Annotated in this window: 17 protein-coding genes; 16 read left to right on the forward strand and 1 reads right to left on the reverse strand. The window is 34.8% G+C overall.

Annotated elements, in window-relative coordinates; genetic code table 11:
- Window positions 1-208 precede the first annotated feature (208 nt).
- Window positions 209-1,204, reverse strand: coding sequence for a TlpA family protein disulfide reductase (locus GWR14_RS11405; RefSeq protein ID WP_163409154.1), 996 nt, complete (start codon window positions 1,202-1,204; stop codon window positions 209-211).
- Window positions 1,205-1,370: 166 nt separating this feature from the next.
- On the opposite strand from GWR14_RS11405, the gene aspS reads away from it, so the two are divergent.
- The 16 genes from aspS (at window position 1,371) to GWR14_RS11485 (ending at window position 17,238) form a co-directional block, all read left to right on the forward strand.
- The gene (gene aspS, locus GWR14_RS11410) at window positions 1,371-3,122 is read left to right on the forward strand and encodes an aspartate--tRNA ligase (RefSeq protein WP_163409155.1); all 1,752 of its coding nucleotides are present in this window, start codon (window positions 1,371-1,373) and stop codon (window positions 3,120-3,122) included.
- Window positions 3,123-3,430: 308 nt separating this feature from the next.
- Window positions 3,431-3,625, forward strand: coding sequence for a cold-shock protein (locus GWR14_RS11415; protein WP_007137066.1), 195 nt, complete (start codon window positions 3,431-3,433; stop codon window positions 3,623-3,625).
- Between the two features lie 237 nt (window positions 3,626-3,862).
- On the forward strand, window positions 3,863-4,228 hold the full coding sequence (locus tag GWR14_RS11420; protein WP_163409156.1) for an NADH-quinone oxidoreductase subunit A: 366 nt from the start codon (window positions 3,863-3,865) through the stop codon (window positions 4,226-4,228).
- 154 nt (window positions 4,229-4,382) lie between these two features.
- On the forward strand, window positions 4,383-4,931 hold the full coding sequence (locus tag GWR14_RS11425; RefSeq protein ID WP_031454074.1) for an NADH-quinone oxidoreductase subunit B: 549 nt from the start codon (window positions 4,383-4,385) through the stop codon (window positions 4,929-4,931).
- Between the two features lies 1 nt (window position 4,932).
- Window positions 4,933-5,454 (forward strand): NADH-quinone oxidoreductase subunit C, encoded by a 522-nt coding sequence (locus GWR14_RS11430; protein ID WP_163409157.1) that lies wholly within the window; start codon window positions 4,933-4,935, stop codon window positions 5,452-5,454.
- Between the two features lie 24 nt (window positions 5,455-5,478).
- On the forward strand, window positions 5,479-6,717 hold the full coding sequence (locus tag GWR14_RS11435; protein ID WP_163409158.1) for an NADH-quinone oxidoreductase subunit D: 1,239 nt from the start codon (window positions 5,479-5,481) through the stop codon (window positions 6,715-6,717).
- 82 nt (window positions 6,718-6,799) lie between these two features.
- Window positions 6,800-7,330 carry a complex I 24 kDa subunit family protein gene (locus GWR14_RS11440; RefSeq protein WP_163409159.1) on the forward strand — a complete coding sequence of 177 codons (531 nt, stop codon included), beginning with the start codon at window positions 6,800-6,802 and terminating at the stop codon, window positions 7,328-7,330.
- Window position 7,331: 1 nt separating this feature from the next.
- Entirely contained in the window at window positions 7,332-8,702 is a 1,371-nt protein-coding gene (gene nuoF / locus GWR14_RS11445; protein ID WP_163409160.1) for an NADH-quinone oxidoreductase subunit NuoF, read from the forward strand.
- Window positions 8,703-8,795: 93 nt separating this feature from the next.
- Window positions 8,796-9,827 carry a 2Fe-2S iron-sulfur cluster-binding protein gene (locus GWR14_RS11450; protein WP_163409161.1) on the forward strand — a complete coding sequence of 344 codons (1,032 nt, stop codon included), beginning with the start codon at window positions 8,796-8,798 and terminating at the stop codon, window positions 9,825-9,827.
- Between the two features lie 2 nt (window positions 9,828-9,829).
- Entirely contained in the window at window positions 9,830-10,885 is a 1,056-nt protein-coding gene (nuoH, locus tag GWR14_RS11455; RefSeq protein WP_163409162.1) for an NADH-quinone oxidoreductase subunit NuoH, read from the forward strand.
- A 155-nt stretch (window positions 10,886-11,040) separates the two neighbouring features.
- Entirely contained in the window at window positions 11,041-11,586 is a 546-nt protein-coding gene (locus GWR14_RS11460) for a NuoI/complex I 23 kDa subunit family protein (protein WP_163409163.1), read from the forward strand.
- On the forward strand, window positions 11,587-12,126 hold the full coding sequence (locus GWR14_RS11465) for an NADH-quinone oxidoreductase subunit J family protein (RefSeq protein WP_163409164.1): 540 nt from the start codon (window positions 11,587-11,589) through the stop codon (window positions 12,124-12,126).
- Complete coding sequence (gene nuoK / locus GWR14_RS11470) at window positions 12,126-12,446, forward strand: NADH-quinone oxidoreductase subunit NuoK (protein WP_110346628.1); 321 nt, start codon at window positions 12,126-12,128, stop codon at window positions 12,444-12,446. Before GWR14_RS11465 ends, nuoK begins: the two co-directional genes overlap by 1 nt.
- 6 nt (window positions 12,447-12,452) lie before the next feature.
- A complete protein-coding gene (gene nuoL, locus GWR14_RS11475; RefSeq protein ID WP_163409165.1) occupies window positions 12,453-14,336 on the forward strand; it encodes an NADH-quinone oxidoreductase subunit L in 1,884 nt (627 codons plus the stop codon).
- Between the two features lie 10 nt (window positions 14,337-14,346).
- The gene (locus tag GWR14_RS11480) at window positions 14,347-15,789 is read left to right on the forward strand and encodes a complex I subunit 4 family protein (RefSeq protein WP_163409166.1); all 1,443 of its coding nucleotides are present in this window, start codon (window positions 14,347-14,349) and stop codon (window positions 15,787-15,789) included.
- A 57-nt stretch (window positions 15,790-15,846) separates the two neighbouring features.
- Window positions 15,847-17,238: an NADH-quinone oxidoreductase subunit N gene (locus tag GWR14_RS11485; RefSeq protein ID WP_163409167.1), complete on the forward strand. Its 1,392-nt coding sequence runs from the start codon at window positions 15,847-15,849 to the stop codon at window positions 17,236-17,238.
- Window positions 17,239-17,246: the final 8 nt, after the last annotated feature.

Genomic DNA, 17,246 nt, shown 5'->3' on the forward strand with positions numbered 1-17,246 from the left:
TTTAGGTATTAATGTTATCAAATCTTTATCAAAGATAGTTAATAGTTTACATTAAAAAAACTTTTACTTAACAATTTGGTAACATTGAGTAAAAACTTAACATTGGAAATCAGTACGGTATAAAAAAACCAATGCTCAGGCATTGGTTTTACTGGGATTTTTAAAAATATTTAAAATTACGATAACGTTGTAAATTTTAGATATAAATTTAGTTAAGCAATGAATCTAATTGTTTTTGAAGTTCTGGAGAGGATGGTCTTTCTGCATCCGGATTTACAATATTTCCTTTTGGGTCGATTAAAATAAATCTCGGGATACCGGTTACGCCATAACTTGTCACAAATTCAGATTCCCAATCTTTATCAGCAAATAATTGGATTCCGCCTAAGTTTTTATCGGCTACAAATTTCTTCCATTTCTCATTGTCTTTTTCCTTGTCAATTGAAATACTCACAAATTCAATATTTTTTCCATGATATTTCTCTTCAATTTTTTGCAAAAAAGGAATTTCTGCCCTGCAAGGCCCACACCAGGTTGCCCAAAGATCAATGTAAACATATTTTCCTTTAAGGTCAGAAAGTTTTGTTTTTCCTCCTTTATAATTTACATAATCGAAATCCGGTGATGGTTTTCCTTTAAGTTTGTTTGTTTTCGCATTACTTGCATAAGCCTGCGCCGCATATTGATGAAATTGTACGAATGCATTTTTTACTGCGGTTTGAAATTCTGCATCATATTTTCCATTTGCAAGGGTTTCATTATCCCACTTTTTCTTCGCTTCTAAAAGTGCAGCAAATTCTGTTTCGTCTTTAGAAAAAGCCTCATTTTGAAATTTCTCATTGCTCAATGAGTACTGAGCCAGAAAATTGCTTTCATCAACTCCTTTTCCTTTATAAACAATCGTTTCATCAAATTGTTTTGCATCCATAGTCAGATTTATTTCTGAATCAGGCTTTAAATACAAACTCGAAACTTCATGACCATCAGAAAATTGATAAAACCCCTTTGGAGCTTCAAAAGTAGCAGCAAAAATTCCTTTTTTGTTAATGGGAATAGCTTGTTTAAAATCATTTGCTCCTCGGATAACCAAGGTATCGCTATTTCTGTTCGTAATTTTAGCCGTAAATTTAATCTGATTCTTAGTTTGAGCATCAACGCCAAAAACGCTAAGCATAATCAAACCTAAAAGAATAACTTTTTTCATATGTGTGAAATTTATTTATTATTTGTTTAGCAGATCAAATCTAAAGAAATTCTATGTTAGAAAATTAGGCATTAACAAAATATTTCAAATTTATAAGCATCATGTTATTACTTTTCTACATTAATTTGAATTTTGTGTTTACTTTTGCAGTCTAAAATTTTGATCAATGTATAGAAGTCATAATTGTGGCGAATTAAATGCCTCAAATATTAATACCGAAGTTACACTTGCGGGCTGGGTTCAAAAATCACGCGATAAAGGATTTATGAATTGGGTTGATTTACGTGACCGTTATGGAATTACACAACTTATTTTCGACGAAAGCCGTACCGATAAAACCGTTTTTGAATTGGCAAAAACTCTTGGAAGGGAATTTGTAATTCAGGTAAAAGGAACTGTAATTGAGCGTGAAGCCAAAAACAAAAACATTCCGACTGGTGAAATCGAAATTTTAGTTTCAGAATTAACGATTTTAAACACTGCTCTTACTCCTCCATTTACTATTGAAGATGAAACAGATGGTGGAGAAGATATCAGGATGAAGTACCGTTATTTAGACATCAGAAGAAATCCGGTAAAAAACAGTTTATTATTCCGTCACAAAGTGGCAATGGAAGTTCGCAAATATCTTTCTGATTTAGATTTCTGCGAAGTTGAAACGCCTTACTTAATCAAATCAACTCCTGAAGGAGCAAGAGATTTCGTTGTACCAAGCCGTATGAACGAAGGTCAGTTTTATGCATTACCGCAATCGCCACAGACTTTCAAACAGCTTTTAATGGTTGGGGGAATGGATAAATATTTCCAAATTGTGAAATGTTTCCGTGATGAAGATTTACGTGCAGACCGTCAGCCTGAGTTTACTCAGATTGACTGCGAAATGGCATTTGTAGAGCAAGAAGATATTCTAAATATTTTTGAAGGTCTGACAAGACATTTATTAAAAGAAATTAAAGGCATTGAAGTAGACAAATTCCCAAGAATTACCTACGATTATGCTATGAAAACATACGGAAATGACAAACCGGACATTCGTTTCGGGATGAAATTTGGTGAATTAAACGAATTTGCACAGCACAAAGAATTCCCTGTATTCAATGCAGCTGAATTAGTTGTCGGAATCGCTGTTCCCGGAGCAGGAAATTACACTCGTAAAGAAATCGACGGATTAATTGACTGGGTTAAACGTCCTCAGGTTGGTGCATCTGGAATGGTTTACATAAAATGTAACGAAGACGGAACTTTCAAATCATCTGTAGATAAATTCTACGATAACGATGATTTGGCAAACTGGGCAAAAGCTACAGAAGCAAATCCTGGAGACATGATTTTTGTCCTTTCTGGACCAGCTAACAAAACTAGAGCGCAATTATCTGCACTTCGTATGGAATTGGCAACTCGTTTAGGATTGCGTAATCCAGAAGAATTTGCTCCGTTATGGGTTGTAGATTTCCCGTTATTAGAACTTGACGAAGAAAGTGGTCGTTATCATGCAATGCACCACCCATTTACTTCTCCAAAACCAGAAGATATGGCTTTATTAGAAACAGAACCGGGAAAAGTTCGTGCAAACGCATACGATATGGTTTTGAATGGAAACGAAATTGGAGGAGGATCTATCCGTATTCACGATAAAGCGACACAACAGTTAATGTTCAAATATTTAGGATTTACTGAAGAAGAAGCAAAAGCACAATTTGGTTTCTTAATGGATGCTTTCCAGTTTGGAGCACCACCTCATGGAGGATTAGCATTTGGTCTTGACAGATTAGTAGCTATTTTAGGTGGTCAGGAAACTATTAGGGATTTTATTGCTTTCCCTAAAAACAATTCAGGCCGTGATGTTATGATTGATGCTCCGGCTGCAATTGATGAAGCGCAATTAAAAGAATTACACATTAAAATTGACCTTGTTTAATTTTACCGAGATAGTTTTATACCAAAAATGCAGTTGAAATTTCAGCTGCATTTTTCTTTTTATTAAAAAATCATAAAAATTTTCGCAATATTGATTTTTTCAAAATATGAAATTCTTACAAATTATCGTTTTTTATATTCTTACAATTAATGATTCTCAAATAAGGGCATTTCATATAAAAAAACTTGCAATAAACCACGTAAAAACACTGGAAATCAATAATTTTTACAAAAAATTAACATGTACTTGTCTTTTGTATCAGTTAATATGTTACATTTGCTTTATTATAAATTATTATTACAATTACAATGCGTACAGGTACAGTAAAATTTTTCAATGAATCTAAAGGTTATGGATTCATTACAGACGAAGAAACAGGAAAGGACATCTTCGTTCACGCTTCAGGAATTAACGCGGAAGAATTACGCGAAGGTGACCGTGTAAGCTACGAAGAAGAAGAAGGAAGAAAAGGGAAAGTTGCTGCTAAAGTAGCAGTGATCTAAGAAAAATATAGCATTTATTTTTTTTGCCTGAATGGTTTAAAACGTTTCGATTGATTTCGAAACGTTTTTTTTTGCTTTCTTGTTAAAAAAATGTAAAAGTTTAACCTGTTATTTATAATCAATAAAAATTACACTTAAACCCTGTTCAGCACTATACTTAAATCCTTTTTTAGCTTGTGATTTACAGAGTTGAAACCTATCTTTGTGGCTTATTTTTTAAGTAAAAACCCTAAGTTTATGCAATCTGAACAATACAGCTATCTTCCTATTTTAATGCAGCTTATTCTGGCGGTAGGTTTTGTGGTAGGAACTATCATTATTTCCGGAAAATTAGGCCCAAAAAGAACCTCAGAAACTAAAGACAAAAATTTCGAATGTGGTATCGAATCGGTTGGTAACGCACGTATTCCATTTTCAGTAAAATATTTCCTTGTGGCTATTTTATTTGTTCTGTTTGATGTAGAGGTAATTTTCCTTTATCCCTGGGCAGTAAACTTTAAAGAACTGGGAATTGAAGGAATGTTGAAAATGATTGTTTTTATGGCTTTACTTTTGGTTGGTTTTTTCTACATCATCAAAAAGAGAGCATTAGAATGGGAATAAAGAAATTTAAATATTTCAGATTTTAGTCCCGATAGTTATCAGGATAGATTTGAAAAAAGAAATTTCTCAAGATATAATATTGATTTTTTTAAAATATTGATTTCAACTTTTAGATTTTTAAAATCTAAAATGAGGAATCTAAAATCTAAAATAAATGAGCGATTCAAATGTAAATATGGTTGCCCCTCCTGAAGGTGTTGTTGGTGAAGGTTTTTTTGCCACAAAACTAAATGACGTTGTAGGTTTGGCACGCGCGAATTCTCTTTGGCCATTGCCTTTCGCAACTTCATGTTGCGGAATCGAATTTATGGCAACTATGGCGTCACATTACGACTTAGCACGATTTGGTTCTGAGCGTGTGAGTTTCTCACCCCGTCAGGCAGATATGCTGATGGTAATGGGAACTATTTCCAAAAAAATGGCTCCTATTTTAAGACAGGTTTACGAACAAATGTCTGAGCCACGCTGGGTAATTGCTGTTGGAGCCTGTGCTTCATCAGGCGGAATTTTTGATACTTATTCCGTTTTACAAGGGATTGACAAAGTAATTCCGGTTGACGTTTACGTGCCTGGATGTCCTCCAAGACCTGAACAAATTGTTGACGGCGTAATGAAACTTCAAGAATTGGTAAAAAGCGAATCTGTGAGACGAAGAAGCTCTCCGGAATACCAAGAATTATTAGCTTCCTATAATATTTCATAAGATGGCTTTAGAAAACACCCTAATTCAGGACAAACTTATAGAAACATTTGACTCAAGTGTTTTTAACTTTCAACAGGAAAGAGATATTTTTTCATTTGAAACTTCTGCTGATAAAATTACAGCCCTGATTCTTTTTTTAAAAAATGATACTGATTTACGTTTTCACTTTTTAACTGATTTATGCGGTATCCACTATCCGGATAACGAAACAGAACGTCAGTTTGCTATAGTATATCATTTGCACAATTGGTACGAAAACAAGCGTATTAGAATCAAAGTATTCCTTAACGGAGAAAAACCTGAAATAAAAACAATTTCAAATATCTTCCTGAGTTCAAACTGGATGGAAAGAGAAACATACGATTTTTATGGGGTAAACTTTATCGGTCATCCGCAATTGAAACGTATTTTAAATATGGATGAAATGGTTTCTTTCCCGATGAGAAAAGAATTCCCGATGGAAGACAGCGGAAGAACGGATAAAGATGACAGATTCTTTGGAAGAACAACAACAAATTGCTAAAAATAAATAATTCAACATTATAAAATGTCAGAACTATTATTATCACCAGAGCATCGTTATGCTAAAATAATTAAGGAAAGACTGAATGAAGACGGAAGCGAGCTTTCTGTACTAAATTTAGGCCCTACGCACCCTGCAACACACGGTATTTTTCAAAATATTCTGTTGATGGATGGTGAAAGAATTCTTGATGCTGAACCAACTATTGGTTACATTCACAGAGCTTTCGAAAAAATTGCCGAAAATCGTCCTTTTTACCAAATTACTCCTCTGACAGACCGTATGAACTATTGCTCCTCTCCTATTAATAATATGGGATGGTGGATGACTTTAGAGAAATTATTAGGTATCGAAGTACCTAAAAGAGCTCAATACTTAAGAGTTATCGTAATGGAATTGGCCCGTATTGCAGACCACCTGATCTGTAACTCAATTCTTGGTGTTGACACAGGAGCATATACCGGATTTTTATACGTTTTCCAGTTTAGGGAAAAAATCTATGAAATCTATGAAGAAATTTGTGGAGCCCGTTTGACAACCAATATGGGAAGAATTGGTGGATTTGAAAGAGACTGGTCTCCGGAAGCATTCCGTAAATTAAATGTTTTCCTTGAAGAATTTCCAATTGCATGGAAAGAATTTGAAAACTTATTTGAAAGAAACAGAATTTTTATTGACAGAACTGTAAACGTAGGCGCTATTTCAGCTGAAAAAGCAATGGCTTATGGATTTACAGGTCCAAACTTACGTGCTGCCGGAGTCGATTATGATGTACGTGTAGCACACCCTTACTCTTCTTACGAAGATTTTGAATTTACTGTTCCTGTTGGAAAATCAGGAGACACTTACGATCGTTTCTGTGTTCGTAATGCCGAGGTTTGGGAAAGTTTAAGTATTATTCGTCAGGCTTTGGATAAAATGCCAGCTGGAAATGAATATCACGCAGAAGTACCTGATTATTACCTTCCTCCAAAAGAAGATGTATATACTTCAATGGAATCCTTGATTTATCACTTTAAGATTGTAATGGGAGAAGTTCCTGTACCTGTTGCAGAAATTTACCACCCTGTTGAAGGAGGAAATGGAGAAATCGGTTTTTATCTGGTTACAGACGGAAGCAGAACGCCATACAGATTACATTTCAGAAGACCTTGCTTTATATATTATCAGGCTTATCCGGAAATGATCAAAGGTGCTTTATTATCAGATGCAATTGTTATTTTGTCAAGTTTAAATGTAATTGCAGGAGAATTAGACGCATAAAATGAATTATAAATTTTGAATTGTAAATTATAAATGCCATAAACATTTAAAATTTAAAATTTAAGATTCAAAATAATAAAAAATGGAACGTAAACATTACAAACAAGAAATAAACATGACTGAAGCATTGATGAACCGCATCAATGAACTTATTAGTCATTATCCTGAAGGCAAACAAAAATCGGCTTTATTGCCTGTTTTACATGAAGTTCAGGATGCACATAACAACTGGCTTAGTATTGAACTACAGGATAAAGTGGCTGAGATTCTTCAGATAAAACCAATCGAGGTTTATGAAGTGGTTACTTTTTATACCATGTTCAACCAAAAACCAATTGGAAAATACATGTTTGAGTTTTGCCAGACTTCTTGTTGTTGTTTAAATGGTGCCGAAAATTTAATGGATTATACTTCTGAAAAATTAGGCATTAAAATGGGAGAAACTACTCCTGACGGAATGTTTACCATTGCCGGTGTAGAATGTTTAGGTGCCTGTGGGTATGCTCCGATGTTACAATTAGGTGATTTCTACAAAGAAAAACTGACAGAAGACAAAATCGATCAGTTAATCGCTGATTGCAGAGACGATAAAATAATATTACACGATAAATAAGATGTCAAAGAAAATATTATTAGACAAAATCAATATTCCGGGTATTAAGACCTACGAAGTGTATCGTCAAAATGGCGGTTATGCTTCTGTAGAAAAAGCTTTAAAAACCCTTACTCCTGACGAAGTTGTTGAAGAAGTAAAAAAATCAGGTATTCGTGGTCGTGGTGGAGCTGGTTTCCCCGCTGGAATGAAATGGAGTTTTATTGATAAAAAATCAGGAAAACCAAGACATTTAGTTTGTAATGCCGACGAATCTGAGCCAGGAACTTTTAAAGATCGTTATTTGATGGAATTCATTCCTCACTTATTGATCGAAGGAATGATTACTTCAAGTTTTGCCCTTGGCGCAAACCTATCGTACATCTACATTCGTGGAGAATACATGTGGGTTTTCAAAATTTTAGAAAAAGCAATCAACGAAGCAAGAGCTGCTGGTTGGTTAGGAAAAAATATATTAGGTACAGGTTACGATTTAGATTTATATGTTCACTGCGGAGCGGGAGCTTATATTTGTGGTGAAGAAACTGCACTTATTGAATCACTGGAAGGTAAAAGAGGAAATCCTCGTATTAAACCACCTTTCCCGGCTGTTTCAGGTCTTTGGGCAAATCCAACCGTGGTTAACAATGTTGAAACTATTGCTGCTGTGCCATGGATTATCAATAATTCTGGCGATGAGTATGCTAAAATTGGAATTGGCCGTTCTACTGGAACTAAATTAATCTCGGCTTCTGGGCACATTAAAAACCCTGGAGTTTACGAAATTGAACTAGGTTTATCTGTAGATGAGTTCATGAATTCTGATGAATATTTAGGAGGAATGTCTTCAAACAGACCTTTGAAAGCTTTAGTACCAGGAGGATCTTCTGTACCAATTTTACCGGCTGAATTGATTTTTAAAACAGCAAATGGCGAGGATCGCTTAATGTCTTACGAATCCTTAAGTGATGGTGGTTTTGCTACCGGATCTATGCTAGGTTCAGGAGGATTTATCGTTTACAACGACACATCTTGTATCGTGAGAAATACATGGAATTTTGCACGTTTTTACCACCATGAATCTTGTGGACAATGTACACCATGCCGTGAAGGAACCGGATGGTTAGAAAAAATATTACATCGTATTGAAAATGGTCACGGCCGTGAAGAAGATATCGAATTATTATGGAGTATTCAAAGCAAAATCGAAGGAAACACGATTTGTCCGCTTGGTGACGCGGCTTCATGGCCTGTCGCAGCTGCTATTCGTCATTTCAAAGATGAATTTGAATACCATGTTCGTTTCCCTGAAAAAATAAAACACAGAGATCATTTTGTAGCTGAACCGTTTTCGCAAGTAAAACATTTGGTAAACGGCAAGGTAATCATATAATAAAATATAAAAGAATTACGAAGTTATATAGTATTAAAAGGACAGCAAATCTTTTGAATAGCTAAACTTTCGACATTCAAATCATTAAGAGAGATGAAAGTAACCATAGACGGTCAAAGTATTGACGTAGAGCCAGGAACTACCATCCTGCAGGCTGCACGTATGATTGGAGGAGATCTGGTTCCGCCAGCCATGTGTTATTACTCAAAATTAAAAGGGAGCGGTGGAAAATGCCGTTGCTGTTTAGTTGAAGTTTCAAAAGGAAGTGAGGCTGACCCAAGACCAATGCCAAAATTAATGGCATCTTGTGTAACTGGCTGCATGGACGGAATGGAAGTAAACAGTAAGTCGTCTGCCAGAGTAACTGAAGCCCGTAAATCTGTAACGGAATTTTTATTAATCAATCACCCGCTGGACTGTCCAATTTGTGATCAGGCTGGAGAATGTGATTTGCAGAATTTAAGTTTCGAACACGGAAATCCAAAATCACGTTATATCGAAGAAAAAAGAACATTTGAACCGGAAGATATCGGTCCGAATATTCAACTGCATATGAACCGTTGTATTTTATGTCAAAGATGTGTGCAAGTTGCAGATCAATTGACAGACAACAGGGTTCACGGTGTATTAGACCGTGGAGACCACGCTAATATTTCAACAGGAATCTCAAAAGCAATCGACAATGAATTCTCCGGAAATATGATTGACGTTTGCCCAGTTGGAGCTCTAACAGATAAAACCTTCCGTTTCAAATCAAGAGTATGGTTCAACAAACCTTATAACGCACACAGAGAATGTACAACTCCGGGATGCTGTGGTAAAACAACCGTTTGGATGTTTGGTGGAGAAATTCAGCGTGTTACGGGTCGTAAAGACGAGTACCATGAAGTTGAGGAATTCATTTGTAATAGCTGCCGTTTTGACCATAAAAACGTTAACGACTGGGTTATTGAAGGACCAAGAGAATTTGAAAAAGATTCTGTTATCAACCAAAACAACCACACTCAAAAATTAGAAAAAGTACAAATCGATACCGAAAAGAACATTCTTATGGGTAGAGATGTTGACCGTAAAAAAATCAGTATGGCTGAAATTCCATTGAATACTAACAACCAAAATTCTTAACCATGGTAGATAGTGCATTTATTATAGAGAAAAGTGTTGTTATTGTAGTGGTTTTTGCTGTAACCATGATTATGGCCATGTATTCTACCTGGGCTGAACGTAAAGTTGCTGCTTTTTTACAGGATCGTGTAGGACCAAACCGCGCCGGATGGGGAGGATTATTACAACCTCTTGCTGATGGTTTGAAATTATTTTCGAAAGAAGAATTTTTTCCAAATACACCAAATAGATTTTTATTCGTAGTTGGGCCGGCAATTGCAATGAGTACCGCCTTGATGACAAGTGCTGTAATTCCGTGGGGAGACAGATTGCATCTTTTTGGCAGAGACATTTTATTACAGGCTACAGATATTAACATTGCGTTATTATACTTCTTTGGAGTTGTTTCAGTTGGGGTTTACGGCATCATGATTGGTGGATGGGCATCAAACAATAAATTCTCTTTGATGGGAGCTGTTCGTGCTGCTTCTCAAATGGTTTCTTATGAAGTTGCAATGGGATTGTCAATGATTGCTTTGTTGATGATGACCGGAACTTTGAGTTTAAGAGAAATCTCTGAACAACAAGCCGGAATGAACTGGAATGTTTTTTATCAGCCTTTATCTTTCCTTATTTTCCTTATTTGTGCTTTTGCAGAAACCAACAGAACTCCTTTTGATTTGGCAGAATGTGAATCAGAATTGATTGGTGGTTATCATACTGAATATTCCTCAATGAAAATGGGATTCTATCTGTTTGCTGAATATGCCAATATGTTTATCTCTGCGACTATTATCTCGGTATTGTTTTTTGGAGGATACAATTACCCAGGAATGCAATGGATGGTAGAAAATGTAGGTATAAACGCAGCTAACATATTAGGAATAGCAGTTTTATTTGCCAAAATATGTTTCTGGATCTTTTTCTATATGTGGGTACGCTGGACGATCCCAAGATTTAGATATGACCAGTTGATGAATTTAGGGTGGAGAATTTTGATTCCGCTTTCGATTGCAAATATCATCGTAACCGGAATTGTAATTTTAAGACACGATTTGGCTGCTTTCTTAGGATTCTAAGATCCCTAATGCCCTAGCCCTGATAGCAGCGGCATCCTTTTATGGTGGGGTTCACCATAAAAGATACAGCGAATAGCAGGATTAGCTACTAAATAAAAAACGAAATAGATTGGATTTGATCTAATCATCAAATTGAATCACAAATTATACTTTAAATGTCAATAGAAACTATATCATTATCGGGTAGAAAAAAAGTGGTGTCTAACAAGGACATGACTTTTATTGAACGATTGTATCTTGTGGCGATTGTAAAAGGTTTATTGATTACTATCAAACACTTTTTCAGAAAAAAAGCTACTGTTCATTACCCGGAACAAGTTCGTGAAATGAGTCCTGTTTACCGTGGTCAGCACATGCTTAAACGTGACGAACAAGGTCGTGAAAACTGTACTGCCTGCGGTTTATGTGCTTTATCATGCCCTGCTGAAGCGATTACAATGAAAGCTGCCGAGCGTAAAGCTGATGAAAAGCATTTGTACAGAGAGGAAAAATATGCTGAGATTTATGAAATCAATATGCTTCGTTGTATTTTTTGCGGTTTGTGTGAAGAAGCCTGTCCAAAAGACGCTATTTACCTGACTCAATCAAAAGTATTGGTGCCTTCAAGCTACGAAAGAGAAGATTTCATTTTTGGAAAAGACAGATTAGTGATGCCGTTGGAAATGGCTATCAAAAATGCTCAACTTAATAATGCTAACTAAATGATACATATTCCTGATTTTGCACACGCAACTACTGTACAAGTTATATTTTGTTTCTTAGCGTTTATCACGGTAATTACTGCCTTTTTGACCATTTTTAGCCGAAACCCGATTCACAGCGCTATTTATTTAGTGATTTGCTTCTTCTCTATTGCAGGTCATTATTTGTTACTGAATTCACAATTTCTTGCTATTGTACATATTATAGTCTACTCTGGAGCGATTATGATTTTGTTCCTGTTTACGATTATGTTGATGAACCTGAATGAACAACGAGAAGTACACCGTCCTAGGATTACCCGTTTGGGAGCGATTGTTTCGTTCTGTTTAATCTGCATTGTATTGATTACTATTTTCATCAACTCTAAACCAATTGTTGGTGAATATGACTCATCCGGAGAAGATTTCCAATCTATCAAGGTTTTAGGTAAAATATTACTGAACGAATATATGGTTCCGTTTGAATTTGCCTCTATTTTGCTTTTGGTGGCAATGATTGGAACAGTATTATTGTCTAAAAAAGAAAAATTAAATAAATAATGGATAATATATTAAATCAAATAGGTATAGAAAATTACATCTTTTTGAGTGTTGTACTTTTTTGTATTGGTATTTTTGGTGTATTGTACAGACGAAATGCGATTATCGTTTTCATGTCTATCGAAATCATGCTGAATGCAGTAAACCTTTTATTTGTTGCTTTTTCAACTTACCATCAGGATGCACAAGGACAGGTTTTTGTGTTCTTTTCGATGGCAGTTGCAGCAGCTGAAGTTGCTGTAGGATTGGCTATTTTAGTTTCGATCTTTAGAAATTTAGGTTCGATTAGTATCGATAATTTAAAAAATTTAAAAGGATAAATGGAAATGGATACCAATTTAGCTTTATTATTAGTACTTACTCCTTTTTTAGGATTTTTAATCAATGTTTTCTTTGGAAAAAGCTTAGGAAAAACAGTTTCAGGAACAATTGGAACTGTGGCAGTAGCAATTTCTTTTGTAGTTTCTCTTTTACTTTTTAATCAAATAACTTCAACAGGAAAAGGAATTGAGGTTACTTTATTTGACTGGATTCAGATTAGTAACTTAAAAATCAATCTTGGATTTTTATTAGATCAGTTATCTGTTCTTTGGTTATTGTTCGTAACCGGAATCGGATCTTTGATTCACTTATACTCTATCAGTTACATGCATGATGATGAAAATATGCACAAGTTTTTTGCGTATTTAAATCTATTTGTATTCTTTATGATTACACTTGTAATTGGAAGTAACTTATTAGTTCTTTTCATCGGATGGGAAGGTGTTGGACTTTGTTCTTACCTATTAATTGGATTCTGGCATAAAAATCAGGATTACAATGATGCTGCAAAAAAAGCTTTCATTATGAACAGAATTGGAGATTTAGGTTTATTAATCGGAATGTTCATCATCGGATCGATGTTCTCTACATTAGATTATGCAACTTTAAAAACTGCAATTGCCGGAGCTTCTAACTTAAATTTACCATTACTTTCTTTAGCAGCGTTATGTTTATTTATTGGAGCTTGTGGTAAATCTGCTCAAATTCCGTTATACACCTGGTTACCTGATGCGATGGCCGGACCAACTCCGGTTTCTGCATTAATCCACGCGGCTACGATGGTAACTGCAGGTATCTTTATGGTAACGAGATTAAACTTTGTTTTTAACCTTGCAACAGATGTTCAATCTGTAATCGCAATCATTGGAGCTATAACTTCATTAGTTGCTGCCACAATTGGATTAGTTCAAAACGATATCAAAAAAGTATTGGCTTACTCTACAGTGTCACAATTAGGTTTAATGTTTTTGGCGTTAGGATTTGGAGCTTATGAAGTAGCTGTTTTTCACGTAATCACTCACGCTTTCTTTAAAGCTTGTTTGTTCTTAGGTTCCGGATCTGTAATTCACGGATTACACGGAGAACAAGACATGCGTAACATGGGAGGATTACGTAAAGCAATGCCAATTACTTTTTGGACCATGTTGATTTCTTCATTAGCAATTTCCGGAGTTCCATTTTTCTCAGGTTTCTTCTCAAAAGACGAAATTTTATTGACAGCTTTCCACCACAGTATTCCACTATACGTTGTTGGTTCTATTGCTTCAATTATGACAGCTTTCTATATGTTCCGTTTAATGTTCTTAACTTTCTTCAAAGAATTTAGAGGAACTGAAGAACAAAAACACCATTTACACGAAAGTGGCGCTTTAATTACTATTCCGCTTATCATCTTAGCTATTTTAGCAACTTTTGGAGGATTAATTAGTTTACCTGGACACAGTTGGTTAAATGAATATTTATCGCCTCTTTTCACGAAAGCGGCTGGCGAAGAACATCATTTAGGTACCACAGAATATACTTTAATGGGTGTTGCAGTTCTAGGTGGATTATTAGGAATTTTAATTGCTTACGTTAAATACTTTAAACAAGATAATGTTCCTGAATCTGATGAAAACATTACGGGTTTAAGCAAAGTTTTATATAACAAATATTATGTAGATGAAATCTATGATGCCATATTTGTTCGTTCTGTAAACGGATTATCAAGATTCTTTAGAGACTATATAGAAACTGGCTTGTCAACTCTTGTTTTCGGATTAGGAAAAATAACAAATGAATTAGCTTTTCAAGGTAAAAAAGTGCAAACCGGAAGTATTGGATTATATCTTTTTGTTTTCGTGTTAGGTCTTTGCGCCATTGTATCTTATATATTTTTAGCTAAATAATTTTATAACTATGAACGTTTCTCTTATATTAATTATTCTTTTAGTTGGTGCATTTGTCACTTATTTTGCTGGTGATAAAATCGCTTCAAAAGTAGCTTTGTTCTTTAGTTTGGCAGCTTTGGGCTGTTCGGTTGTATTGTTAAACCATTTTTCAGCTGGTGAAAATATCAGTTTGATAAATGCCTGGATTAATCAGCCTAAAATTTCATTTGCACTTAATGCAGACGGACTGGCCATTGCCATGCTCCTTCTTACCGTTGCTTTAACACCAATTATAATATTTTCTTCTTTTGGAAATGAATATAAAAATGCCAAAGCTTTTTATTCTTTAATTTTATTTATGGCCTTTGCGATGACAGGAACTTTCCTTGCGGCAGATGGTCTTTTGTATTATATTTTCTGGGAATTAGCTCTTATTCCTATTTACTTTATTGCTTTAATTTGGGGTAATGGTGATGCTGATGAACGCAGAAAAGCAGTGGTTAAATTCTTTATTTATACACTTGCCGGTTCTTTATTTATGCTTACTGCTTTTATTTATTTATCTCAAAAAGCAAACGGAAGTTTCTTAATTGAAGATTTATATAAAGTAGAATTATCCTCTTGTGAACAATTATGGATTTTTCTGGCATTCTTTTTAGCTTATGCAATTAAAATTCCAATTATTCCTTTCCACACCTGGCAGGCAAATGTGTACCAAAAAGCACCAACAGTTGGAACAATGCTTTTATCGGGTATCATGCTAAAAATGGGATTGTACAGTGTAATTCGCTGGCAGTTGCCAATTGCACCACTTGCTGCAAAAGAATACCTATATATCTTTATCGCTTTAGGAATTGCAGGTGTTATCTACGGATCAATCGTAGCTTTAAAACAAAAAGATTTAAAGAAATTATTAGCATACTCATCTCTTGCGCACGTAGGATTAATTGCTGCAGGATCTTACACTCTAACCCTTGATGGTTTAAGAGGAGCTGTTTTACAAATGATCGCTCACGGTTTTGTTGTAGTGGGATTATTCTATGCTGCTGAAGTAATTTTTAGAAGATTTGAAACCAGAGAAATTGCTGAATTGGGTGGAATCCGTACTCAATCTCCTAAATTTACATCCATGTTTTTAATTTTGGTTTTGGCTTCTGTTGCTTTGCCTGGTACTTTTAATTTCGTTGGAGAGTTTACAGTTTTATACAGCCTTTCTAAAATCAATATCTGGTTTGCAATTCTTGGTGGAACTACTATTATTTTAGGAGCTTACTATATGTTAAGAATGTTCCAGCATGTCATGTTAGGTGAAACCAATTCTAAAACTTTTGCAGATGTTAGCCTGAACGAAGGAATTTCATTTGCAGTAATCATTGCTTTTTTATTATTCTTTGGATTGTATCCAAAACCAATTACAGATTTGATTACACCAAGTTTAGAAACGATTTTAAACGTTATCAATAAAAATTAATATTTTAAATAAAAATAAATTAGGGCGTTTTAGATTTCCTAAATCAAAAAAACAAAAATGAATACATTAATAGCTATAACAGGATTGGGTATTTTCTGCCTATTGTTTGAAATTCTAAATTTTAGAAAAGGCATCGTTCCGTTTACCATTTTAGGTTTATTGGGTGTATTGGCGCTTAATTTTTCAGAATTTGGAACAACAGAAAGTTACTACAACAATATGATAACAGTGAGTAAGTTCTCAACTGCCTTTTCATCTTTGTTTATTATCTTAACTATTTTCCTTGTAGCGTTAAGTCATAATTTTTATGAAAATCACCAAACTAAAATTTCAGATTATGTTGCCATAAAAGTATTCCTTTTAGCCGGAGCTGTAGCAATGGTTTCTTTTGGAAACTTAGCAATGTTTTTCCTTGGAATTGAAATTTTGTCTATTGCACTTTATGTACTTGCTGCAAGTGACCGTCTGAATATAAAAAGTAATGAAGCAGGGATGAAATATTTCCTGATGGGATCTTTTGCATCTGGAATCATCTTGTTTGGTATTTGTTTGATTTACGGTGCTATGGGAAGTTTTGATGTTGCTGAAATTCATGAAAGCTCTTTATCTGCCGAATTGCCAATCTGGTTTCCAATCGGTATGATTTTGATGACAGTTGGAATGCTGTTTAAAGTTGCAGCAGTTCCTTTTCATTTTTGGGCACCTGATGTTTACGAAGGTTCTCCAGCTTTGACAACGGCTTTAATGAGTACACTAGCAAAAGTTGTTGCCATTGCAACACTTTATAAATTAGTATCCGGGCTTAACTTAATTCCTTCTTTAGAAAATCAGGAGCTTTTAGGAACATTCGAAAACATAATCCTTATCATTTCTATTGCTTCCATGACTGTTGGTAATATTATGGCATTGCGTCAGGTTAATGTAAAACGTATGCTTGCATTTTCAGGGATTTCTCACGCCGGTTTCATGTTAATGACATTTTTAACTATTGCAACTTCTGCAGGCGTTTTATTATACTACACTGCAGCTTATGCTCTTGCTGGTATCGCTGCTTTTAGTGTTATTTTATATGTATGCAAAAATCAGGATAATGAAGATATTACGAACTTTCACGGTTTAGGAAAAACCAATCCGTTGTTGGCAGCAATATTAACCGGATCATTATTATCTATGGCCGGAATTCCGATTTTCTCAGGATTTTTTGCAAAATTATTTTTATTCAATCAAACTATCCAGGCAGGTTATATTTCTTTGGTAATTATTGCTGTAATCAACTCAATTATTAGTGTCGGATACTATTTCAAACTAATTTTGGCAATGTATTCAAAAGAACCAAATCAGGAACGTACCGGAAAACCTTTCCTTATTTATGCAGTAGCCATTATTTCTATTGCTTTAAATATTGCTCTAGGTTTATTCCCTTCATTAGTTTTAGATTTATTGAACTAAAAAAAATT

Source organism: Flavobacterium ajazii, assembly GCF_010614725.1.
Taxonomy (GTDB): Bacteria; Bacteroidota; Bacteroidia; order Flavobacteriales; family Flavobacteriaceae; genus Flavobacterium; species Flavobacterium ajazii.